General features: G+C 72.5%; 23 protein-coding genes. 15 read left to right on the top strand and 8 right to left on the bottom strand.

Going from position 1 to position 21184, the window contains the following annotated elements; translation table 11 throughout:
* Window positions 1-10: 10 nt before the first annotated feature.
* Window positions 11-643, bottom strand: a complete 633-nt coding sequence (locus ACWCO8_RS02055; RefSeq protein ID WP_362012739.1) for a response regulator transcription factor — start codon at window positions 641-643, stop codon at window positions 11-13.
* Entirely contained in the window at window positions 640-1809 is a 1170-nt protein-coding gene (locus tag ACWCO8_RS02050; protein ID WP_451030475.1) for a sensor histidine kinase, read from the bottom strand. The genes ACWCO8_RS02055 and ACWCO8_RS02050 overlap by 4 nt, the downstream gene beginning before the upstream one ends.
* Window positions 1810-1921: 112 nt before the next feature.
* On the opposite strand from ACWCO8_RS02050, the gene ACWCO8_RS02045 reads away from it, so the two are divergent.
* A complete protein-coding gene (locus ACWCO8_RS02045) occupies window positions 1922-3007 on the top strand; it encodes an ABC transporter permease (protein ID WP_451030474.1) in 1086 nt (361 codons plus the stop codon).
* Window positions 3004-3687, top strand: coding sequence for an ABC transporter ATP-binding protein (locus tag ACWCO8_RS02040; RefSeq protein WP_451030473.1), 684 nt, complete (start codon window positions 3004-3006; stop codon window positions 3685-3687). The genes ACWCO8_RS02045 and ACWCO8_RS02040 overlap by 4 nt, the downstream gene beginning before the upstream one ends.
* Before the next feature lie 55 nt (window positions 3688-3742).
* Here ACWCO8_RS02040 and ACWCO8_RS02035 read toward each other — a convergent pair whose 3' ends face one another.
* Window positions 3743-4552 carry an IclR family transcriptional regulator gene (locus ACWCO8_RS02035; protein WP_362012747.1) on the bottom strand — a complete coding sequence of 270 codons (810 nt, stop codon included), beginning with the start codon at window positions 4550-4552 and terminating at the stop codon, window positions 3743-3745.
* Between the two features lie 335 nt (window positions 4553-4887).
* On the opposite strand from ACWCO8_RS02035, the gene allB reads away from it, so the two are divergent.
* Together allB and alc are read left to right on the top strand one after the other, a co-directional pair.
* Window positions 4888-6222 (top strand): allantoinase AllB, encoded by a 1335-nt coding sequence (gene allB, locus ACWCO8_RS02030; RefSeq protein WP_451030472.1) that lies wholly within the window; start codon window positions 4888-4890, stop codon window positions 6220-6222.
* A 3-nt stretch (window positions 6223-6225) separates the two neighbouring features.
* Entirely contained in the window at window positions 6226-7341 is a 1116-nt protein-coding gene (gene alc, locus ACWCO8_RS02025) for an allantoicase (RefSeq protein ID WP_451030471.1), read from the top strand.
* Between the two features lie 217 nt (window positions 7342-7558).
* Here alc and ACWCO8_RS02020 read toward each other — a convergent pair whose 3' ends face one another.
* On the bottom strand, window positions 7559-8308 hold the full coding sequence (locus tag ACWCO8_RS02020; protein WP_451030470.1) for an SDR family oxidoreductase: 750 nt from the start codon (window positions 8306-8308) through the stop codon (window positions 7559-7561).
* A 246-nt stretch (window positions 8309-8554) separates the two neighbouring features.
* Here ACWCO8_RS02020 and ACWCO8_RS02015 point away from each other — a divergent pair, with 246 nt between their 5' ends.
* The 3 genes from ACWCO8_RS02015 to ACWCO8_RS02005 all read left to right on the top strand — a co-directional run bounded on the left by ACWCO8_RS02015 (window position 8555) and on the right by ACWCO8_RS02005 (window position 10593).
* On the top strand, window positions 8555-9166 hold the full coding sequence (locus tag ACWCO8_RS02015) for a dihydrofolate reductase family protein (RefSeq protein ID WP_362012755.1): 612 nt from the start codon (window positions 8555-8557) through the stop codon (window positions 9164-9166).
* Window positions 9167-9280: 114 nt separating this feature from the next.
* A complete protein-coding gene (locus ACWCO8_RS02010) occupies window positions 9281-10207 on the top strand; it encodes a DMT family transporter (protein WP_451030881.1) in 927 nt (308 codons plus the stop codon).
* Window positions 10208-10218: 11 nt separating this feature from the next.
* Window positions 10219-10593, top strand: a complete 375-nt coding sequence (locus ACWCO8_RS02005; protein ID WP_362012758.1) for a hypothetical protein — start codon at window positions 10219-10221, stop codon at window positions 10591-10593.
* A gap of 22 nt (window positions 10594-10615) precedes the next feature.
* Here the strand turns inward: ACWCO8_RS02005 and ACWCO8_RS02000 are convergent, their stop codons facing one another.
* The 3 genes from ACWCO8_RS02000 to ACWCO8_RS01990 form a co-directional block, all read right to left on the bottom strand.
* A complete protein-coding gene (locus ACWCO8_RS02000; RefSeq protein ID WP_451030469.1) occupies window positions 10616-11452 on the bottom strand; it encodes a hypothetical protein in 837 nt (278 codons plus the stop codon).
* Window positions 11453-11531: 79 nt separating this feature from the next.
* Window positions 11532-12293: a hypothetical protein gene (locus ACWCO8_RS01995; RefSeq protein WP_451030468.1), complete on the bottom strand. Its 762-nt coding sequence runs from the start codon at window positions 12291-12293 to the stop codon at window positions 11532-11534.
* A gap of 134 nt (window positions 12294-12427) precedes the next feature.
* Window positions 12428-12646, bottom strand: a complete 219-nt coding sequence (locus ACWCO8_RS01990) for a hypothetical protein (RefSeq protein WP_451030467.1) — start codon at window positions 12644-12646, stop codon at window positions 12428-12430.
* A gap of 146 nt (window positions 12647-12792) precedes the next feature.
* Here ACWCO8_RS01990 and ACWCO8_RS01985 point away from each other — a divergent pair, with 146 nt between their 5' ends.
* The 4 genes from ACWCO8_RS01985 to ACWCO8_RS01970 are packed head-to-tail and all read left to right on the top strand — an operon-like array spanning window position 12793 to window position 16319.
* Window positions 12793-14010, top strand: coding sequence for a sensor histidine kinase (locus ACWCO8_RS01985; RefSeq protein WP_451030466.1), 1218 nt, complete (start codon window positions 12793-12795; stop codon window positions 14008-14010).
* Window positions 14007-14675: a response regulator transcription factor gene (locus ACWCO8_RS01980; RefSeq protein WP_451030465.1), complete on the top strand. Its 669-nt coding sequence runs from the start codon at window positions 14007-14009 to the stop codon at window positions 14673-14675. The genes ACWCO8_RS01985 and ACWCO8_RS01980 overlap by 4 nt, the downstream gene beginning before the upstream one ends.
* Before the next feature lie 20 nt (window positions 14676-14695).
* Window positions 14696-15880, top strand: a complete 1185-nt coding sequence (locus ACWCO8_RS01975; protein ID WP_451030464.1) for a cytochrome P450 family protein — start codon at window positions 14696-14698, stop codon at window positions 15878-15880.
* 4 nt (window positions 15881-15884) lie between these two features.
* Complete coding sequence (locus ACWCO8_RS01970; protein WP_362012774.1) at window positions 15885-16319, top strand: PaaI family thioesterase; 435 nt, start codon at window positions 15885-15887, stop codon at window positions 16317-16319.
* A gap of 30 nt (window positions 16320-16349) precedes the next feature.
* On the opposite strand, the gene ACWCO8_RS01965 is transcribed toward ACWCO8_RS01970, so the two are convergent.
* Window positions 16350-17354: a Gfo/Idh/MocA family protein gene (locus ACWCO8_RS01965; RefSeq protein WP_451030463.1), complete on the bottom strand. Its 1005-nt coding sequence runs from the start codon at window positions 17352-17354 to the stop codon at window positions 16350-16352.
* 146 nt (window positions 17355-17500) lie between these two features.
* Here ACWCO8_RS01965 and ACWCO8_RS01960 point away from each other — a divergent pair, with 146 nt between their 5' ends.
* The 4 genes from ACWCO8_RS01960 to ACWCO8_RS01945 all read left to right on the top strand — a co-directional run bounded on the left by ACWCO8_RS01960 (window position 17501) and on the right by ACWCO8_RS01945 (window position 21166).
* Window positions 17501-18220 (top strand): GntR family transcriptional regulator, encoded by a 720-nt coding sequence (locus ACWCO8_RS01960; protein WP_362012941.1) that lies wholly within the window; start codon window positions 17501-17503, stop codon window positions 18218-18220.
* A gap of 83 nt (window positions 18221-18303) precedes the next feature.
* Window positions 18304-19323, top strand: a complete 1020-nt coding sequence (locus ACWCO8_RS01955) for a sugar ABC transporter substrate-binding protein (RefSeq protein WP_362012782.1) — start codon at window positions 18304-18306, stop codon at window positions 19321-19323.
* Window positions 19320-20375, top strand: a complete 1056-nt coding sequence (locus tag ACWCO8_RS01950) for an ABC transporter permease (RefSeq protein ID WP_362012785.1) — start codon at window positions 19320-19322, stop codon at window positions 20373-20375. Before ACWCO8_RS01955 ends, ACWCO8_RS01950 begins: the two co-directional genes overlap by 4 nt.
* Window positions 20372-21166 carry an ATP-binding cassette domain-containing protein gene (locus tag ACWCO8_RS01945; RefSeq protein ID WP_451030462.1) on the top strand — a complete coding sequence of 265 codons (795 nt, stop codon included), beginning with the start codon at window positions 20372-20374 and terminating at the stop codon, window positions 21164-21166. The genes ACWCO8_RS01950 and ACWCO8_RS01945 overlap by 4 nt, the downstream gene beginning before the upstream one ends.
* Window positions 21167-21184: the final 18 nt, after the last annotated feature.

Genomic DNA, 21184 nt, shown 5'->3' with positions numbered 1-21184 from the left:
CTGAGACTGGTCAGGACGGGCGTCGGATCAGGCGTCGTGAGGTCGCCGTCGCCACCGCCGCCGTACGGGAGTCCACGCCCAGCTTCGCGAAGATGTGCACCAGGTGGGACTTCACCGTCGCCTGGCTCAGGAACAGCGCCTTGCTGATCTGCTGGTTCGACAGACCCTCGCCCACCAGCTGGAGCACCTCCAGCTCCCGCTTCGTCAGCGCCTCCGCCGGGGTCCGCATCCGGTCCATCAGGCGGTGCGCCACCGCCGGGGCCAGCGCCGACTGGCCCGCGGCCGCCGTGCGGACCGCCGCCGCCAGCTCCTCCGGCGGGGCGTCCTTCAGCAGATAGCCCGAGGCGCCCGCCTCGACCGCCGCCAGGATGTCCGCGTCGGTGTCGTACGTGGTCAGGACCAGGACGCGCGGCCCGCCGGTACGGGCCGTGATCGCCGCCGTCGCCTCCGAGCCGTGCATCCCCGCGCCGAACTGCAGGTCCATCAGGACCACGTCCACTCCACCGGCCTCGGCCAGCTCGACCGCGCGCTCGGCGGTGGCCGCCTCGCCGACCACGGCGAAGTCCGGCTCGGTGTCCAGGACCGCGCGCAGACCCGCCCGTACCACCGGATGGTCGTCGGCCAGCAGAAGACGGATCGTCATGTCGACACTCCAGCGGGAAGGGGGAGGGACACGGCGACCGCCGTGCCCTGGCCGGGGGCCGACTCCACCGTGAACGTGCCGCCCAGCGACTCCGCCCGGGCGCGCATCGCCGGCAGCCCGAAACCGCCGTCCTCGGACGACGGCGAGAGCAGCGCCGGGTCGAAGCCCTTGCCGTCGTCCACCACGTCAAGGGTCACCGAGGCGTCCATGAACGACAGCGTGATCTCCGCGCGGGCCGCCGAGGCGTGCCGCACCGTGTTCGCGAGCGCCGACTGGGCGATCCGCAGCAGCGCCACCTCGTACGGCGTCGGCAGCTCGACCGGCGTCCCGCTCACGGTGAGGCGGGCGCGCGGGGAGGGCTCGGGGCCCGGTTCGCACAGCCGCTCAAGGGCCGCCGCGAGTGAGCCGTGCTCCAGGTCCGGCGGCGACAGCGCGCGTACGAACCTCCGGGCCTCCGCCAGGTTGTCCTGCGCCGCCCGCCGCGCCGCCTCGATGTGCCCGGCGGCCGGCGAGCCCGGGGGCAGCGCCCGCTCGGCGGCCCGCAGCAGCAGCTGGATCGAGGAGAGCCCCTGCGCGAGCGTGTCGTGGATCTCGCGCGCAAGCCGCTCGCGCTCCGCGAGCGTGCCCGCGTGCCGCTCGGCCGCGGCCAGCTCCGCCCGGGTCGCGATCAGCTCCTCCACCATCCGCCGGCGCCGCTCGCTCTCCCGGTACAGCGCCTGATAACCGAGGACCGTCGCCACGGCCACCGCACCGCCGAGCAGCGGCCCGATGAAGACCCCGGGGTTGAGCGTCGCGCCATGGCCCACGTACGACAGGATCGCCGCGACCGCCGTCAGGGCCACCGCGGGCAGCGCCCAGCGGATCGGCAGCAGGTGCAGCTGGAGGAAGTACAGCGGGAACGCCACCCACAGCCCGTCGGGCGTGGCCCAGAGCAGCGCCAGCCAGGACGCGCACAGCACGGCCAGCCAGAGCGCGGCGGCCCGCTGCGAGTTCCGTACGGAGGGCACCACGGACCCGGCCGCGTACACCCCGCCCGTCACCACGGCGAGCGCGACCCCGGCCGCGGAGGCCGCCCGGACCGCCGCGAGGGCGAGCAGCCCCGCCATCAGCAGATGCAGACAGAGACGCAGCGCGCGCAGGGCGGGGGTGAGGGAACGCGGATCCATGGTCCGTCCAGCGTAGGCCGGTGCAGACAATCCGGACTCAACCAAAGGATTGATTCCGGAGCCATCCGTGGCGCGATGCCGGGAGGCACCGGGGGCGGGAAAGCTGGTCCGCATGTTCGTGGCATGGAGAGACCTGAGATTCGCCAAAGGGCGATTCACGCTGATGGGGACCGTGATCGTGCTGATCACACTGCTCGTCGGACTGCTGTCCGGGCTGACCGCCGGACTCGCCCGCGAGAACATCTCCGGGATCACCGGGCTGCCGGCGGACCGGCTGGCCTTCGCCGCGCCGCCGTCCGGGCAGTCGGTCTCCTTCACCAACTCGACGGTGACGGAGGGGCAGTGGCGGCGGTGGGCCGAGCGGCCGGGGGTCGTGAGCGCGGAGCCGCTCGCGATCCGGACGCTCAACGGCGCCGCCGGGGACCGTACGGTCGCCGTCTCCGTCTTCGGTACGGAGCCGGCGGCGGCCCTCGCGCCCGAGAGCCGGAAGCTGGGCCCCGGGCGGGTCGTCCTCTCCGAGTCCGCGGCCGAGGAACTGGGCGTCGGCGTGGGCGGGGCCGTACGCCTCGGTCCGCTGGAGGCCCAGGTCGCGGCCGTCGCCGGAGACGCCTCGTACAGCCACACGCCCGTCGTCTGGACCTCGCTCGACGACTGGCAGAAGGTCGGGCACAACGGCACGACCCCTGAGGAACAGGCCACCGTCATCGCCCTGCGCGTGACGGACGGCGCCGACCTCGGGGCCGCCGACGCGGCCCTCGGCACGGAGTCGCGGACGATCGACGGGGCGCTCACCGCCATAGGGTCCTACCAGGCCGAGAACGGCTCGCTGCAGCTGATGCGGGGCTTCCTCTTCGCCATCTCCGCGCTGGTCATAGGGGCCTTCTTCACCGTCTGGACGATCCAGCGGAGCGGTGACGTGGCCGTCCTGAAGGCGCTCGGCGCCTCGACCCCGTACCTCCTGAAGGACGCCCTCGGGCAGGCGGTCCTGATGCTCGGCGCCGGGACACTCCTCGGCACCGCCCTCGCGGTCGGCGCGGGGGTGCTGATCAGCGGCGGGAACGTGCCGTTCGTCCTGGAGCCGCTGACCGTGCTCGGCCCGGCCGCCGTGATCATCGTGCTCGGCGTCCTCGGCGCCGCCCTGTCCATCCGGCGGATCACCGCCGTCGACCCCCTGACCGCGCTCGGGAGTGCCCGATGACCCTCCTCGTCGACGACGTGACCCTGACGTATCCCGACGGCGACGGCCGTCTGACCGCCCTCGACGCCGTCTCCCTGGAGGTCCCCGCCGGTCACCTCACGGCGGTCGTCGGACCCTCGGGCTCCGGCAAGTCCAGCCTGCTCGCGGTGGCGGCGACGCTGGTGACCCCGGACCGGGGACGGGTCGTCGTGGCCGGTACGGACACGGCGGCGCTCGACCGGGCCGGGCGGGCGGAGCTGCGGCGCGAGCGGATCGGGATCGTGTTCCAGCAGCCGAACCTGCTGCCGTCGCTGACGGCCCTGGAGCAGGTGCAGGTGATGGCGCATCTGTCGGGTGCGAGGCCTTCGGCGGTACGGGGGAGGGCCCTGGCGCTCCTGGACGCGGTCGGCCTCGCGGACCAGGCGTCGCGGCGGCCGCACCAGCTGTCCGGCGGCCAGCGCCAGCGGGTCAACATCGCGCGGGCCCTGATGAACGAGCCGTCCGTCCTGCTCGTCGACGAGCCCACGAGCGCCCTCGACCACGAGCGGGGCGCGGCGGTCATGGACCTGCTGGCGGGCCTGACGCGGGAGCGGGGGACGGCGACGGTCCTGGTGACCCACGACCGCACCCACGCCACGCGCGCGGACACGGTGGTCCTGGTGGAGGACGGCCGGCTCTCGGAGCGGGCGGCGGCTGCCTGACCGGAAGTACGAAGAAGGCCCTCTCCCCGCCGGGGGAGAGGGCCTTTCCGCATGCTTACGCCTGGCCGTTGGCCGCCGTGTTCGCAAGGGCCGTGGAGAGCTCCTGGGCCACTTCCTGGAGGATCGGGACGATCTTCTCCGTCGCCGCCTCCGTCACCCGGCCCGCCGGGCCGGAGATCGAGATCGCCGCCGCCGTGGGGGAGTTGGGGACCGACACCGCGAGGCACCGGACTCCTATCTCCTGCTCGTTGTCGTCGACCGCGTACCCCGCGTCCCGCACGGCCGCCAGCGCGTCCAGGAAGCCCTCGGGCGTGGTGATGGTCTTCTCGGTCGCCGCCGGCATGCCCGTACGGGAGAGCAGCGCGCGCACCTCGTCGGCCGGGGTGTAGGCGAGCAGCGCCTTGCCCACGCCCGTGGAGTGCGGCAGCACGCGTCGGCCGACCTCGGTGAACATGCGCATCGAGTGCTTGGACGGCACCTGGGCGACGTACACGATCTCGTCGCCGTCGAGGAGGGCCATGTTCGCGGTCTCGCCGGTCTCCTCGACGAGGCGCGCGAGGTACGGGCGTGCCCAGGTGCCGAGGAGCCGGGAGGCGGACTCGCCCAGGCGGATGAGGCGGGGGCCGAGTGCGTACCGGCGGTTGGGCTGCTGGCGTACGTAGCCGCAGGCCACGAGCGTGCGCATCAGGCGGTGGATCGTGGGGAGCGGCAGCCCGCTGCTGGCGGAGAGCTCGCTCAGCCCGACCTCGCCCCCGGCGTCCGCCATCCGCTCCAGAAGGTCGAAGGCGCGCTCAAGGGACTGGACACCACCGCTCGCGGCAGCGGGCTTGGCGGCGTCGGAGGTGCTGGCGCTGGACGTCGGCACGTCAAGGTCCTTTCGGGGCAGGCGGGCAAGGCAGCAGCCTACCGGGCCGTCCGGTCGGACACACGGTCCCGGTCCCGGCGTAAAGGCCGGTCAAGGGGTGTTTGTCCGGTGTCGGCGGGCGCCCGGCGGCGTCCGTCTCCGCCCCGCATGTACGGAGCTACGTTCTACTGTACGAAATTTCTATTCCACTTCATGGAAACATCCAAGTGACAATCGCCCGCCGACGAGCGGTGCCGCTCGACGGGCCCATGCTGGAAGTGTGCCCTTGACGACATGTCGTCCTGAGTGAAGACTCCTTCAACAGTTCGTTGAAATTCTTGCTGGAAGGGGTACGGGTGGACGTCAACCTGGTACTGCGCTCGACTCGCGTCATCACCCCCGAGGGGACGCGGGCCGCGTCGATCGCCGTCTCCGGCGGAACGATCGCCGGTGTGCTGCCGTACGACGCCGAGGTACCGGCCGGCGCCCGGCTGGAGGACGTCGGCGACGACGTCGTGCTCCCCGGGCTCGTCGACACCCACGTGCACGTGAACGACCCCGGCCGCACGGAGTGGGAGGGCTTCTGGACCGCCACCCGCGCCGCCGCCGCCGGTGGCATCACCACACTGCTCGACATGCCGCTGAACTCGCTCCCGCCCACCACGACGGTCGAGCACCTGCGGATCAAGCAGGATGTCGCCCGTACCAAGGCGCACATCGACGTCGGCTTCTGGGGCGGCGCGCTGCCCGACAACGTCAAGGACCTGCGCCCGCTCTTCGACGCCGGGGTCTTCGGCTTCAAGTGCTTCCTGTCGCCGTCCGGCGTGGACGAGTTCCCGCAGCTGGACCAGGAGCAGCTGGCCGCCTCCCTCGCCGAGATCGCCGGATTCGACGGCCTGATGATCGTCCACGCCGAGGACCCGCACCACCTGGCGGCGGCGCCGCAGAAGGCCGGCGAGAAGTACGCCGACTTCCTGGCCTCCCGGCCGCGCGACGCCGAGAACACGGCCATCGAGAACCTGATCAACCAGGCCCGCCGCCTCAACGCGCGCGTGCACGTGCTGCACCTTTCCTCCTCCGACGCGCTGCCGCTGATCCGGGCCGCGAGGGCGGAGGGCGTCAAGATCACGGTCGAGTCGTGCCCGCACTTCCTCACCCTCACGGCGGAGGAGGTCCCGGACGGCGCGACCGAGTTCAAGTGCTGCCCGCCGATCCGCGAGGCGTCCAACCAGGACGCGCTGTGGGAGGGCCTGGCCGACGGCACGATCGACTGCATCGTCTCCGACCACTCGCCGTCGACGGCCGACCTCAAGACCCCGGACTTCGCCTCCGCCTGGGGCGGCATCTCCTCCCTCCAGCTGGGTCTGCCCGCGATCTGGACCGAGGCCCGGCGCCGCGGCCACGACCTGACCGACGTCGTCCGCTGGATGTCCGCCGCCCCCGCCGCCCTCGCCGGGCTCGAGCGCAAGGGCGCGATCGAGGCTGGCCGCGACGCCGACTTCGCCGTGCTCGACCCCGAGGCGACCTTCACCGTCGACCCGGCCGAACTCGAGCACCGCAACCGCGTCACCGCCTACGCCGGCAAGACCCTGCACGGCGTCGTGACGTCCACCTGGCTGCGCGGTGAGCGCATCGCCGACCGCGGCACCCTCGCCGAGCCCACCGGCCGCCTCCTCGAAAGGACCAACTGACCCGTGACCGGCATACCCTCCTTCACCGGCGACGCCAGCCCCTACGGCGGCGGTGACCCGTACGCGGACTACCGCACCGCGGACTTCCCGTTCACGCAGTACGCGGACCTGGCCGACCGGCGCCTCGGCGCGGGCGTGACCGCCGCCAACGACGAGTTCTTCGCCGAGCGCGAGAACATGCTGAAGCCCGAGGCCGCCGAGTTCGACCCCGAGCACTTCGGGCACAAGGGCAAGATCATGGACGGCTGGGAGACCCGCCGCCGTCGTGGTGTCTCGGCCCAGCAGCCCCACCCGACCGAGGACGACCACGACTGGGCGCTCGTGCGCCTGGGCGCCCCCGGTGTCGTACGCGGCATCGTCGTCGACACCGCGCACTTCCGCGGCAACTACCCGCAGGCCGTCTCCGTCGAGGCCACCTCGGTCGCCGGCTCCCCGTCGCCGGAGGAGCTCCTCGCGGACGACGTGAAGTGGACGACCCTCGTCCCGCGCACCGCGATCGGCGGCCACGCCGCCAACGGCTTCGCCGTCGACGTCGAGCAGCGCTTCACGCACCTGCGCGTCAACCAGCACCCGGACGGTGGCATCGCCCGACTGCGGGTGTACGGAGAGGTCGCCCCGGACCCGCGCTGGCTCGCCGTCCTCGGCACCTTCGACCTCGCGGCCCTGGAGAACGGCGGCCAGGTCGAGGACGCCTCCGACCGCTTCTACTCGCCGGCCACCAACACCATCCAGCCGGGCCGCTCCCGCAAGATGGACGACGGCTGGGAGACGCGGCGCCGCCGCGACAAGGGCAACGACTGGATCCGCTACAGCCTGGCCGCCGAGTCGGAGATCCGCGCCGTCGAGATCGACACGGCGTACCTCAAGGGCAACAGCGCGGGCTGGGCGGCGCTCTCCGTCGCCGCGGAGGGCTCCGAGGACTGGACCGAGATCCTGCCCCGGACCCGCCTCCAGCCGGACACCAACCACCGCTTCGTGCTCGACACCCCGGCGGTCGGCTCCCGCGTCCGGATCGACATCTACCCCGACGGCGGCATCTCCCGCCTCCGCCTCTTCGGTTCGCTCACCGAGGAGGGCGCGGCGCGCCTGACGGCCCGCCACCAGGAACTGGGCGGGTAACGACACCCCGCCCGGCCCGCGAGGGCGCACCGGCAAGACAGCACCGGCGCGCCCTCGCGAACCCCCCTTTTTTTTGGGCTCGGTTCGCCTCCGGGCGCCTGAGCCGGGCTCACGGCCCCGACCGTGCTCGCCTCCCTCGTTCCTCGGGAGGCTCCGCGCGCTCGGGGCCGTTCCCCCGGCGCGCCCTTCGGCTCACTCGCCGGCCCTCGTGCGTGCCCTAGGCCGCGTGCCCGCCGTCCACCGCGAATTCCGCGCCCGTCACGTACTCCGCGTCCGGGCCCGCGAGGAAGGCCACCATCGCGGCGACCTCGTCGGCCGTGCCGAAGCGGCCCAGGGCCGTCATGGCCGCCTGGTCCGCCGCGTACGGGCCGTCCGCCGGGTTCATGTCGGTGTCGATCGGGCCGGGGTGGACGATGTTCGCGGTGATGCCGCGACCACCCAGCTCCCGTGCCAGGGACTTGGTCAGGCCGATCAGGGCCGACTTGCTCGTCGCGTAGAGCGTGCCTCCCGGGCCCGGGACCCGGGCCGTCATGCACGTACCGATCGTGACGATCCGCCCGCCCCGCTCCATCCGCCCGGCCGCGGCCTGCGCGGCGAGGAACGCGGCCCGTACGTTCACCGCGAGGACCCGGTCCGTGTCCGCGAGGGTCAGCGAGTCCAGCGGGGCGATCACCCCGACCCCGGCGTTGTTGACCAGCACGTCGAGCCGGCCCAGCGCGTCCGCCGCCCACTCCACCGCGCCCGCCGCGTCCCCGGCCACCGCCGCGTCCGCCCGGAGGGGGAGCGCCTTGCGCCCGGCCGCCTCGATCCGCTCGGCCACCTCCCTCGCCCGCCCCTCGCCCGTGACGTACGTGAACGCCACGTCCGCGCCCTCCCGGGCCAGCCGCAGCGCCGTCGCCGCGCCGATCCCCCGGCTGCCGCCGGTCACCAGGACCGCCTTGCCGTTCATGCCGTTCGTCGTGGACATCTCGACCTCCGTGAGAAGAACCCATCACTCGTTGCGGGTTCAATCAAAGTCGGGCAGGGTGCCGGACGCTGGCGGCAATCGGACACCGAGGATCAGGCGCCGACGATCACGCGCCGCCGTTCGCGCGTCGCCGTTCGCGCGCCGATGAGTTTCGCCGGGCGGTGAGGTCTGAGCTTCTGAGACACGATGAACCGGGGGGCACCGCACCCGGCACTCACAGCGGCACCACAGCGAAGGGGCACCACCATGGGCAAGCTCTCCCTCACCCAGTTCGTGACGCTCGACGGCGTCTATCAGGGGCCCGGCGGGGTCGACGAGGACCGCAGGAACGGCTTCGAGCACGGCGGCTGGGCCTTCCCGTTCGGGGACGACGACTTCGGCGCCTTCGTCGACGAGATCTTCGGCCGGCCCGCCGCCTTCCTGCTCGGCCGCCACACGTACGAGATCTTCGCCTCGTACTGGCCCAAGCAGACCGACCCCGCCAACCTCATCGCCTCCCAGCTCAACGCCCTCCCCAAGTACGTCACCTCCCGCACCCTCAAGACGGCCGACTGGGCCCCGACGACGATCCTCTCCGGCGACGCCGTCCAGGAGGTCGCGGCCCTGAAGGACCGCGTCGACGGCGAGATCCAGATGCACGGCAGCGGCGGGCTCGCGCAGTCCCTGATGGCCGCCGACCTCATCGACACGCTCCACCTGCTCGTGTTCCCCGTCGTCCTCGGCAGCGGCTTCCGGTTCTTCGCCGAGGGCGCCAAGCCCACCGCCTTCCGCAACGTCGGGTCCAGGACCACGAGCACGGGCATCTCCATCAACACGTACGAGCTGGCCGGCCGCCCCGAGTACGGAACGTTCGAGTAGCCGAGCCCCGAGGAAAGGTGTAGCCACCACAGGCCTCTCCCGGTACGGTGATCGTCCCGCGTGCGAGCCGCTGAAGTCTCCACCCCGTCCGACGTGTTGGAGCAGGCCGCCCCGATGTCCACGATCGCCGCCTCCGTACCCCTTCGCACCCCGCGCCGCGCCTGGCTCACCGACCTCCCGGTGCTCCTCGTCGCCGTCGTCTGGGGCGCCAGCTATCTCGCCGCCAAGGGCATCACCACCACGCACACCGTCGTGGCCGTCCTCGTCCTGCGCTTCGCCGTCGTCCTGCCCGCGCTCGCGGTCGCCGGATGGCGCGGGCTGCGGGCGCTGCGCGCGGACCAGTGGCGCGGCGCGGGCCTCCTCGGCTTGATCCTCAGCGGGATCTTCCTCCTGGAGACCTACGGCGTCGTCCACACCTCCGCCACCAACGCGGGCCTGATCATCAGCCTCACCATGATTCTCACCCCGCTCGCCGAGGCCGCCGTCACCCGCACCAGGCCGCCCCGCGCGTTCCTCGGCGCCGCCGGGCTCTCGGTGGCCGGTGTGGTGCTGCTGACCCAGGGCGCCGGCTTCACCGCCCCGTCCCTCGGCGACCTCCTGATGCTGCTCGCCGCCCTCGCCCGTACCGTGCACGTCATGGCCATGGCCCGGCTCAAGGCCGTCCAGGAAGCCGACTCACTCTCCCTCACCACCGCCCAACTCGGCTCGGCCGTCGCCGTCTTCGCGCTGCTGGCCACCGTCCCCGGCACCGGCGCTTCGCCCTGGTCGGTGGCGCTCGACTTCGGGCCGCGCGAATGGGCCGGCCTGCTCTTCCTCTCCGTCTTCTGCACGCTCTTCGCCTTCTTCGTGCAGATGTGGGCCGTCCGCCGCACGTCCCCCTCCCGGGTCAGCCTGCTGCTCGGTACGGAGCCGCTGTGGGCCGCCGCCGCGGGCATCGCGATCGCCGGCGACCGCCCCGGCGCGCTGGGCTTCGCGGGCGCCATCCTGGTGCTCGCGGGCACGAGTTGGGGCCGCCGGGCCGCCGACGAGAGCGCCCGGTAGGTTCTTGCCCCATGCGTTCACTGCCGTACGACATAGACTTCCGCGCCCGCGCACGGCGCACCCAGGGCTGGGGACTCGGGCTGCTCACGGTCGCCGGGCTGCTGTGGATCTGGTTCGTGGTCGGGATCTTCCTCCCGTACACCGCCGTCGACGGCCGCAGCGAGGACGAGTGCGAGTCGCGCTGGAGCTCGGAGTACCTGCACAGCGAGCGCGACGCGTGCGTCGCCGAACGCGACTGGCCCGAGATGGTCGCGATCCTGGGCGGCTCGATCCCGTTCGCCGTGATCGGCGGGGTCCTCTACACCAGTGGCTCCGTCTCCCACCGGATGGCCGAACACCTCGCCGAGGTCACCCGCCTCAACGAGGCGAGTCAAGGTCGCTCGTAGGCCTCAGGGCCGCTCGTGGTCCTCAGGGCCGCTCGTAGAACTGGAGCACCCCGCCGGCGGAGAAGCACGCCGCTCCGGCAAGGGTGCCCCAGTTGGCGATGTCGACGTTCACCAGACTCCCGGTCGCGGGTCGGGTGAAGGCGGCCAGGGCCGACACCATGAAGAGGACCGAGCCGAGCTGATTGACGGCGACGATCCACCAGGCGAGGTCGTGCGCGCGCACCCGGGGCCGGCCGTGGCAGACCTCGACCAGCGCGAGGTGCCCCGAGACCAGGAACAGGATGCACCCGACCATGTCGGGGGCCCAGATGAGCCGGTTCGCCTGCTGCACCGTGAGCCCCTGCAGCAGGGAGCCCACGAGGTTGATGCCGAACACGATCGTGCCGGCGAACAGCAGGAACGCGCTGAGCCAGTCGATCCGGGAGGGCTCGTACCTCCACCAGGACCAGGGCCGCGCGGCGAGCGCGCCGGCCGCTCCGTCCCGGACGGGTGTGTTGACGGTCTGGAGGAGCGAGGCGTACCCGCCGGTGTTGAAGAACAGGCCGCCGGCGAAGTAGATCCAGGCACCCGTCACATCACCCGGGCCGAACTGGGCCAGGCCGGCGCCGAGGGCGAAGAGCGCCCCGCCGACGGTGAACGCGCCCGCGGCGACGGCGTTGAGCCTGCGCGTCCGGGCGACGGCCACGCTGTCCGCCGTACGGGAGCGAGGCTCCGGCTCCCCGGCGGCGCGTACGGTCAGCCGCGCGCGTTTGCGCGCCAGGCGCGACTCCCAGACCGCGGTGCCGCCGTCCCCGAGCCGCCAGGTGAGCCGGGTCGTGAACGGTCCCGGTCCCTCGGCGTGTTCTGTGCCTCTGGCCACCCGCCGACTCTATCCGCTGGGGGATGAATCATGCCTTTTCGGGCGGGCTGCGGCGGGCCGCGGCGGCCTCCAGCGGCCTCTAGGCGAGCACATTGACGGCGCGGGCGACCACGAGGCCGAGGATGAGGAGGGAGACGAGCGACTGGACCGCCATGGCGATCTTGGCCCAGGGGGCCAGCGGCATGACGTCGGTCGGGCTGAACGCCGTCGCGTTGGTGAGGCCGAGGTACAGATAGTCGACGAAGCGCGGGCGCCAGTCGGGCGGGCTGATCTCGGGGCTGAGTTGTTGGGGGAAGGCGAGCGCGGGGGCGGCGGGCATGTGGTGGGCGCGGGCGCCCGGGCCGCCGCTGTCGAGTTCGAAGTACAGCAGGGAGAAGGCGAGGACGGTACCGGCCCAGACGGTGCCGCCGGTCTGCAGCAGACTCGTCGCGGAGGCGGTCTCCGCCCCGTCGTGGATGATGTCGTCGACCAGTTGGACGGTCGACCAGACGGCGCCGAGCGCCAGGACGCCGACCAGGGCGACCGCCACGGTGCGCAGAGCGGAGGAGCGGCGGTCGATCCGGCCCGGGTCGCCCGCGATCAGCGCCAGCAGGAGCAGCCCTTCGACGCTGGGGAGCACCCAGACGGGGGCAAGGCGGAGGTCGTCGGGGAGCAACAGGGTCAGCACCATGGCGGCGACGACGGCGGTGGCCATCGGCCAACGGGCCTCGCCGACGACCTCGTCCCGCCGCGCCGGCCCGGTCGGCCCGTTTGGCTCGGTGGGTCCGGTCGGTCCCGTCGGTCCGGTCGGCTCGGTGGGTCCGGTCGGTCCCGTCGGTCCGGGGGCGTGCTCTCGGCTCACGGCGGTCGCCCCCTGTCGGTGGAAATGGGCCGTTCGGTGCGGCCCACCCCACTACACCTCGGCGAGCCGCGCACCACCCGCGATCCGTACGGGGGCATCCGGTCACCGGAACGACCGACCTCCCCCCACCCGACTCAGGTACGGCGCTTGGTGTCGGCGATCATGACGATCGCGAAGCCGACGACCGCGATCGCCACGTTGGCGAGGATCTCGCGGCCCTCCAGGAACCAGACGTTGTCCGTCAGCGCCCGGGTGAACCCCATGATGGGGAACCAACCGGTCAACTCGCGCACCACCCCCGCGAGGCCGCCGAACAGCACGACCCCGCCCACGAACTCCAGGAACTTCCTCATGCGCCGATCCTGGCGCCCGGGGCGCGGCCCCCGCGTCGGCCAGGCGGCCACACCGGGTGCTACCGAAGTCGCCTCCCGCGCGACTTTGGTCGCTTCCGGCGGCCCAGGACCGGCTCCGCGCCCCTGACGTGCGTACTTTGGTCTGTATGACACGTACGGACCCCTACGCCTGGCTGCTTCCCTCAGCCATGGCCGACCCCACGGCCGGCGGGGCGCCCGGCCGCAGGCCGCGGCGGACCGTACGGGACTGGGTCGTCGACACGGCGCTCTTCCTCTGCGCCGTCTTCGTCGGCCTCCTCGCCGCCGAGACCAGCGACCAGTACAACAGCGAGGTCGTGGCCTTCGCGGACCAGGTCGTCGGCGCCGTCGCCTGCTGCGCCCTCTGGCTCCGCCGCCGCTGGCCCGTGGGCCTCGCCGTCGTGCTCTCGCTCGTCAGCGTCGTCGCGCCGGTCGCCGGGGGAGCCTTCCTGGTGAGCCTGTTCAGCGTCGCCGTCCGCAAGCCCTTCCGGGAGATCGCCTGGATCGGCGCGCTCGCCGCCGCCTGCTCCGTCGCCGCCGTCTTCGTACGCCCCGACCCCTCCACCGGCGCGCCGCTCGGGATGGCCATCGGCCTGATCCTGATCCTGCTCATGACCGCGTGGGGGATGCTCGTACGCTCCCGGCGCCAGCTCGTCGAGGCGCTGCGCGAGCGGGCCAGGCGCGCCGAGGCCGAGGCCGAGCTCCGCGCCCAGCAGGCGCAGCGGCTCGCCCGGGAGGCCATCGCCCGCGAGATGCACGACGTCCTCGCCCACCGCCTCACCCTGTTGAGCGTGCACGCCGGAGCCCTGGAGTTCCGCCCCGACGCCCCGCCCGAGCAGGTCGCCCGGGCCGCCGGCGTCATCCGCGACAGCGCCCACGAGGCGCTCCAGGACCTCCGCGAGATCATCGGGGTGCTGCGGGCGCCCGGCGAGGGCGGCGAGGGCGACCGTCCCCAGCCGACCCTGGCCACCCTGGACGAGCTCGTCGCCGAGTCCCGCGCCGCCGGGGCGAAGGTTGTCCTGGACACCACCGTCGACGACCCGGCCGCCGTCCCCACCGCGACCGGTCGCACCGTCTACCGGATCGCGCAGGAGGGCCTCACCAACGCCCGCAAGCACGCCCCGGGGACCGACGTCACCGTCACCGTGCGCGGCCGCCCCGGCGAGGGCCTGACCGTCGACGTCCACAACCCCGCCCCGACCGGCCCTGTCCCGCCCGTCCCCGGATCCGGCCAGGGGCTCATCGGCCTCACCGAGCGCGCGACTCTCGCCGGCGGACGCCTCGACCACGGTCCGGCCCCCGACGGCGGCTTCCTCCTCCACGCCTGGCTACCGTGGCCCCCATGACCATCCGGCTGCTCATCGTCGACGACGACCCCCTGGTCCGCGCGGGACTCACCCTGATGCTCGGCGGCGCCGACGACATCGATATCGTCGGGGAGGGCACCGACGGCCGGGACGTCCCCGACCTCGTCGCCCGGCTCGCCCCCGACGTCGTCCTCATGGACATCCGGATGCCGTACGTCGACGGCCTCACCGCCACCGAACGGCTCCGCGCCCGCCCCGACGCGCCCCAGGTCCTCGTCCTCACCACCTTCCACGCCGACGACCACGTCCTGCGCGCGCTGCGGGCAGGGGCCGCCGGCTTCGTCCTCAAGGACACCCCGCCGGCCGAGATCGTCGCCTCCGTCCGCCGCGTCGCCTCCGGCGACCCGGTCCTCTCCCCGGCCGTCACCCGCCAGCTGATGACCCACGTCGTCGGCCATCAGGAGCAGCCGCGCCGCACCACCGCCACCGTCCGCCTCGCCGAACTCGCCGACCGGGAACGCGAGGTCGCGATCGCCGTCGGCCGAGGCCAGTCCAACGCCGAGATCGCCGCGGCCCTGTACCTGAGCGTGCCGACGGTCAAGACCCACGTCTCACGCATTCTGGCCAAACTCGACCTCAACAACCGTGTCCAGATCGCCCTCCTGGTCCACGACGCGGGCCTCCTGGACGAGGACGGCCGATAGCCCCGACCTAGGGTGGGCGTATGTCCGTCATCGATCTGGGGGAGTACGGCGCGGACTTCACCGCGAACCCGTATCCCTACTACGCCAAGCTCCGTGAGAGCGGTCCCGTCCACCACGTCCGTATGCCCGACGGCTGGGAGTTCTGGCTCGTCGTCGGTCACGAGGAGGGGCGGGCCGCGCTCACCGACCCGCGGCTGGTCAAGTCGCCCTCGGTCATCGGCTTCACGCCGATCGACGAGGAGGTCATCGGTCCCAACCTGCTCGCCGTCGACCCGCCGGACCACACGCGGCTGCGCAAGCTCGTCGCACGGGAGTTCACCGCCCGGCGGGTGGAGGCGCTGCGGCCGCGCGTCCAGGAGCTCGCCGACGAGCTGGTCGAGGCGATGGCCGCGGAGCCGGCCGGCCGCGCCGACCTCGTGGACGCCTTCGCCTTCCCGCTGCCCATCACCGTCATCTGCGAGCTCCTCGGCGTTCCGGCGGCCGACCGCGACTCCTTCCGCCGCTGGTCGAACGAGCTGGTCGCGCCGACCGGCGGCACGCCCGAGCGGGAGGTCGTCGAGGGGTTCGGCGCCTACCTCGGTGAGCTCATCGAGGACAAGCGGGCGGCCGGGCCCGCCGACGATCTGCTGTCCGCGCTGATCGCCACCCGCGACGAGGACGGCGACCGGCTGTCGCTGCCCGAACTGCGGGCGATGGCCTACGTGTTGCTCATCGCCGGGCACGAGACGACCGTCAATCTGATCTCCAACACGATGCGGGCCCTCTTCGCCCACCCGGACCAACTCGCCGACCTGCGCGCCGACTTCGGTCTCATCGACGGGGCCGTCGAGGAAGGGTTGCGCTACGACGGTCCGGTGGCGACCACCACCTTCCGGATCGCCAAGGAGGCGACCACCGTCGCCGGCACGGAGATCCCCGCGCACGCGCCGGTCTTCGTTTCCCTCGCGGGCGCCGACCGCGACCCGGCCCGCTTCCCCGAACCGGACCGCTTCGACATCCGCCGCGAACCGCGCGGCCACCTCGCCTTCGGGCACGGCCTGCACTACTGCCTCGGCGCCCCGCTCGCCCGCCTCGAGGGCACCGTCGCGATCCGGACACTCCTGGAGCGCTTCCCGCGGCTGGAACTCGACCCCGAAGCCGCTCCCTGGGAGTGGATGCCCGGCCTCCTCATCCGCGGTGTCCGCCGCCTGCCCGTCCGGTGGTGACCCGATGACCGACACCGCACCCACCCCGGACTTCGACCTCGACGTCGCGCGGAAGGTCCTCGACGCCCAGCCGTTCAGCCGGTTCGTCGGCGCCCGGCTCACCGCCTTCGGCGCCGGCGGGGCGACCCTTGAGGTGGACCTCCGCGAGGAACTCCAGCAGCAGAACGGTTTCGTCCATGGCGGGGTGCTCTCGTACGCCGCCGACAACGCGCTGACCTTCGCGGCCGGCGCGGCCCTCGGCCCGGCCGTCCTGACGGCCGGGTTCTCCATCCAGTACGTCCGCCCCGCCGTCGGCGTGACCCTGCGCGCCCGCGCCTCGGTCGTCCACGCAGGCCGTCGGCAGGCCGTGGTGCGCTGCGACCTGCTGACCGTGGACGGCGGGGGCACCGAGACCCTGTGCGCGGTCGCCCAGGGAACGGTGCTCGCGGCGACGGGCTGAGAGCTCCCACGAGCGCCCCGCCCGGTCCGCCTACGACGCGATCTCGTCCACGCGGACCGGGCGGCCCTCACGCCGTGAGCGCTCGCACGCCTCCGCGATCCGGAGCGCCTCCAGGGCCTCCCGGCCGTCGCAGGGGTTCGGGGCCTCGCCCCGTACCAACCGTACGAACGCGTCCAGTTCGGCCTCGTAGGCCGGAGCGAAGCGTTCCAGGAAGCCCGTCCACGGCTTGAAGGGGGCCGCGGGGCCCGCCGGCTCCACCGAGGTGAGCGGGGTCCTGTCGTCCAGGCCGACGGCGATCTGGTCGAGCTCGCCGGCCAGCTCCATCCGTACGTCGTACCCGGCGCCGTTGCACCGGGTCGCCGTCGCCACCGCCAGCGTGCCGTCGTCCAGGGTGAGCACCGCCGCCGCCGTGTCCACGTCGTCCGCCTCGCGGAACATCGCGGGGCCCGCGTCCGAACCGGTCGCGTACACCGAGACGACCTCCCGCCCGGTCACCCACCGCAGTATGTCGAAGTCGTGCACCAGGCAGTCCCGGAAGAGGCCCCCGGAGAGCGGCAGATACGCGGCGGGCGGCGGGGCCGGGTCCGAGGTCGCCGCCCGCACGGTGTGCAGCCGGCCGAGCCGCCCGGACCGCACCGCCTCCCGGGCCGCCACGTAACCGGCGTCGAAGCGGCGCATGAAGCCGAGCTGGAGCTCCGTACCCGCCGCCTCGACCGCCCGCAGCGCCCCGAGCGTGCCCGGCACGTCCAGGGCGATGGGCTTCTCGCAGAAGGCGGGCAGCCCCGCGCCCGCCGCGCGGGCGATCAGCTCGGCATGGGCGGCGGTCGCGGAGGCGATGACGACGGCGTCGAGCGCGTGGTGGTCCAGGAGGGCGTCGACGCTCGGCGCCGGCTCCGCGCCGATCGCCCCACCCACCCGCGCCGCCCGCTCGGCGTCCGCGTCCGCCACCACCAGCGACTCGACCCCCGGGTGGCGGGCGAGCGCGCCCGCGTGGAAGGCCCCGATACGACCCGTTCCGATCAGTCCGATACGCATGGCCCCAAGGTGGTGCCGGACCGGGACCCTGTCAAGGATTTGTCAGGACAATCGGACTTCACCACTTCCTGTCATCATCTCCTCGGGCTACGCTCCCGTCCGTGTCCAAGCAGCAGCCGCCGCCCGCCGAGCCGCCCCATCTCGCCGTGGACCGCACCAGCCCGGTCCCGCTCTACTACCAGCTCGCCCGGCAGCTGGAAGCGGCCATCGAGAACGGCTCCCTGGCACCCGGCAGCCTGCTCGGCAACGAGATCGACCTCGCCACCCGGCTCGGCCTGTCCCGGCCCACCGTTCGGCAGGCCATCCAGTCGCTGGTCGACAAGGGGCTCCTGGTCCGCAGGCGCGGCGTGGGCACGCAGGTCGTGCACAGTCAGGTCCGGCGTCCGCTGGAGCTCAGCAGTCTCTACGACGACCTGGAGACGGCCGGCCAGCGCCCCGCCACCCGGGTCCTCGTCGACCGCGTCGAACCCGCCGCGGCCCCGGTCGCGGCGGCCCTCGGCGTACCGGAGGGCAGCGACGTCCGGTACGTGGAGCGACTCCGTACGGCGCACGACGAGCCCATGGCGTACCTGCGCAACCACCTCCCGGCCGGACTGCTCGACCTGGACGCGGGCCGCCTCGAGGCGACCGGGCTCTACCGGTTGATGCGCGGCGCCGGTATCACTCTGCACAGCGCCCGCCAGACCGTCGGCGCCCGCGCCGCCACGGCCGCCGAGGCCGAACTGCTCGCCGAGGAGGAGGGGGCACCACTGCTCACCATGGAACGCACCACCTTCGACGACACGGGCCGCGCCGTCGAGTTCGGCTCCCACCTCTACCGGGCCTCGCGGTACTCCTTCGAGTTCCAGCTCCTGGTCCGCCCCTGACCTGCAGACCCGCTGAAGTCCGCGCGACCCCCATGACCGATACTGCAATGCACGCAGAAGGACACAAAGGAGGGCACGGCCTCGTGACCAGGCTTCGGACAGGAGGGGTACGCGCCGCAGTCGGCGCCGTGCTCGCGGTGGCGCTCACCGCCGCACTCGCGGGGTGCAGCAGCACCGGCGGGAAGCGCGCGGAGGATGCCCGCAAGGCGGCCGCGGCCCAGGGGAAGGCGGCCGTGAACACCCCCCGGTGGACCTTCGCCATGGTGACCCACTCGGGCGACGGCGACACCTTCTGGGACATCGTCCAGAACGGCGCCGAGCAGGCCGCCGTCAAGGACAACATCAACTTCCTCTACGCCCACAGCGACGAGGCGCAGGCGCAGGCCCAGCTCATCGACTCGTACATCGCGAAGGGCGTCGACGGCCTCATCGTCACGCTCGCCAAGCCCGACGCGATGAAGGCGGCCGTCGAGAAGGCGGTCAAGGCCGGCATCCCGGTGATCACCGTGAACTCCGGCTCCGAGCAGTCCAAGGCCTTCGGGGCGCTCACCCACATCGGCCAGGACGAGACCGTCGCCGGTGAGGCCGTCGGCGACGAGCTGGACGAGCGCGGGAAGAAGAAGGCTCTGTGCGTCCTGCACGAGCAGGGCAACGTCGGCCACGAGCAGCGCTGCGCCGGAGCGAAGAAGACCTTCGACGGCGAGATGGAGAACCTGTACGTCGACGGCACCAACATGCCCGACGTCCAGGCCTCCATCGAGGCCAAGCTCCAGTCGGACCCGGCCATCGACTCCGTCGTCACCCTCGGCGCGCCCTTCGCGGACGCCGCCGTCCAGGCGAAGAAGACCGCCGGATCCGCGGCCGAGATCGACACCTTCGACCTCAACGCCAAGGTCGCCACCGGGCTCTCCTCGGGCGCCCTCGGCTTCGCCGTGGACCAGCAGCCCTACCTCCAGGGCTACGAGGCCGTCGACCTGCTCTGGCTGTACAAGTACAACGCCGACGTCCTCGGCGGCGGCAAGCCGGTCCTCACCGGCCCGCAGATCATCACCAAGGACGACGCCACCGCGCTCAAGGGCTACACGGAGCGGGGCACCCGATGAGCGGGATCGCCCCGACAGGAGACGGCATCGACCATGTCGACGAGCGGCTGCTGCGCACCTCGCCGCTGAAGAAGCTCCTGGCCAGGCCCGAGCTCGGCTCGATCGTCGGCGCGATCGCCCTCTTCGTCTTCTTCTCGCTCGTCGCCGACAGCTTCCTGAAGGCGTCCAGCCTGGGCACGGTCCTCTACGCGGCCTCCACCCTCGGCATCATGGCGGTGCCCGTCGCGCTGCTGATGATCGGCGGCGAGTTCGACCTCTCGGCGGGCGTCCTGGTCACCAGCTCGGCGCTGATCTCGTCGATGTTCAGCTACCAGATGACCGCGAACGTCTGGGTCGGCGTCGGCGTCTCGCTGCTCGTCACCCTCGCCATCGGCGTCTTCAACGGCGTCATGCTGACCCGCACCAAGCTGCCGAGCTTCATCATCACCCTCGGCACCTTCCTGATGCTGACCGGCCTGAACCTCGGCTTCACCAAGCTCATCAGCGGCACCGTCTCCACGAAGTCGATCGCCGACATGGAGGGCTTCTCCTCGGCGAAGAAGCTCTTCGCCTCGCAGGTGACCATCGGCGGCGTCGACCTCAAGGTCACCATCCTGTGGTGGATCGGCCTGGTCGCCGTCGCCACCTGGATCCTGCTGCGCACCCGCTTCGGCAACTGGATCTTCGCCGTCGGCGGCGGCGCCGACGCGGCCCGCGCGGTCGGCGTCCCGGTCCACCGGACCAAGATCGGCCTCTACATGGGCGTGGCCTTCTGCGCCTGGATCTCGGGCCAGCACCTGCTCTTCTCCTTCGATGTCGTCCAGTCCGGCGAGGGCGTCGGGAACGAGCTGATCTTCATCATCGCGGCCGTCATCGGCGGCTGTCTGATCACCGGCGGGTACGGCTCCGCCATCGGCTCGGCGGTCGGCGCGTTCATCTTCGGCATGACCAGCAAGGGCATCGTGTACGCGGAGTGGAACCCGGACTGGTTCAAGTTCTTCCTGGGAGCGATGCTCCTGCTCGCGACCCTGCTGAACGCCTGGATCCGCAGGCGCGTGGAGGCAACCAAATGACGACGGAAGCCACCCCTCTCGTCGAGCTCGACGACGTCAGCAAGTTCTACGGCAACATCCGCGCCCTCGAAGGGGTCTCCCTGGAGGTCCACGCGGGCGAGATCACCTGCGTCCTCGGCGACAACGGCGCCGGCAAGTCCACCCTCATCAAGATCGTCGCCGGTCTGCACCGGCACGACGCCGGCACCTTCCGCATCGAGGGCGAGGAGGTCTCCCTGGCCAACCCGCGCGAGGCGCTCGACCGCGGCATCGCCACCGTCTACCAGGACCTGGCCGTCGTCCCCCTGATGCCGGTCTGGCGGAACTTCTTCCTCGGCTCGGAGCCCACGAAGGGCAAGGGCCCCTTCAAGCGCCTCGACGTCGAGCTGATGCGCGAGACGACCCGTACCGAACTGCTCCGCATGGGCATCGACCTGCGCGACGTCGACCAGCCCATCGGCACCCTCTCCGGCGGCGAGCGCCAGTGCGTGGCCATCGCCCGGGCGGTCCACTTCGGCGCCAAGGTCCTGGTCCTGGACGAGCCGACCGCCGCGCTCGGCGTCAAGCAGTCCGGAGTGGTCCTGAAGTATGTGGCCGCCGCCCGTGACCAAGGCCTCGGCGTGGTCCTCATCACCCACAACCCGCACCACGCCTATCTCGTCGGCGACCGGTTCGTCCTGCTCAAGCGCGGAGTCATGGCGGGCAGCCACACCAAGAGTTCGGTCACCCTGGACGAGCTGACCCGGCAGATGGCGGGCGGCAGCGAGCTGGACGACCTCCGACACGAGCTGGAGCGCCCGCAGGCGCCGTGACCCGCGGGGCTCCCTTCG

The organism is Streptomyces sp. NPDC001927 (genome assembly GCF_053594455.1).
Note: the sequence above shows the minus strand (reverse complement) of the source record. Positions and strands in the feature narration are given on the sequence as shown.

Coding starts and splice junctions, on each gene's coding strand:
- ACWCO8_RS02020 (WP_451030470.1), bottom strand. CDS start 8,308: ATGTCCACGACGAACGGCATGAACGGCAAGGCGGTCCTGGTGACCGGC.
- ACWCO8_RS02005 (WP_362012758.1), top strand. CDS start 10,219: ATGCGTTCACTGCCGTACGACATAGACTTCCGCGCCCGCGCACGGCGC.
- ACWCO8_RS02015 (WP_362012755.1), top strand. CDS start 8,555: ATGGGCAAGCTCTCCCTCACCCAGTTCGTGACGCTCGACGGCGTCTAT.
- ACWCO8_RS02045 (WP_451030474.1), top strand. CDS start 1,922: ATGTTCGTGGCATGGAGAGACCTGAGATTCGCCAAAGGGCGATTCACG.
- ACWCO8_RS01990 (WP_451030467.1), bottom strand. CDS start 12,646: ATGAGGAAGTTCCTGGAGTTCGTGGGCGGGGTCGTGCTGTTCGGCGGC.
- ACWCO8_RS02040 (WP_451030473.1), top strand. CDS start 3,004: ATGACCCTCCTCGTCGACGACGTGACCCTGACGTATCCCGACGGCGAC.
- ACWCO8_RS01970 (WP_362012774.1), top strand. CDS start 15,885: ATGACCGACACCGCACCCACCCCGGACTTCGACCTCGACGTCGCGCGG.
- ACWCO8_RS01980 (WP_451030465.1), top strand. CDS start 14,007: ATGACCATCCGGCTGCTCATCGTCGACGACGACCCCCTGGTCCGCGCG.
- ACWCO8_RS02010 (WP_451030881.1), top strand. CDS start 9,281: ATGTCCACGATCGCCGCCTCCGTACCCCTTCGCACCCCGCGCCGCGCC.
- ACWCO8_RS01975 (WP_451030464.1), top strand. CDS start 14,696: ATGTCCGTCATCGATCTGGGGGAGTACGGCGCGGACTTCACCGCGAAC.
- ACWCO8_RS02055 (WP_362012739.1), bottom strand. CDS start 643: ATGACGATCCGTCTTCTGCTGGCCGACGACCATCCGGTGGTACGGGCG.
- ACWCO8_RS01965 (WP_451030463.1), bottom strand. CDS start 17,354: ATGCGTATCGGACTGATCGGAACGGGTCGTATCGGGGCCTTCCACGCG.
- ACWCO8_RS01945 (WP_451030462.1), top strand. CDS start 20,372: ATGACGACGGAAGCCACCCCTCTCGTCGAGCTCGACGACGTCAGCAAG.
- ACWCO8_RS02050 (WP_451030475.1), bottom strand. CDS start 1,809: ATGGATCCGCGTTCCCTCACCCCCGCCCTGCGCGCGCTGCGTCTCTGT.
- ACWCO8_RS01985 (WP_451030466.1), top strand. CDS start 12,793: ATGACACGTACGGACCCCTACGCCTGGCTGCTTCCCTCAGCCATGGCC.
- ACWCO8_RS01950 (WP_362012785.1), top strand. CDS start 19,320: ATGAGCGGGATCGCCCCGACAGGAGACGGCATCGACCATGTCGACGAG.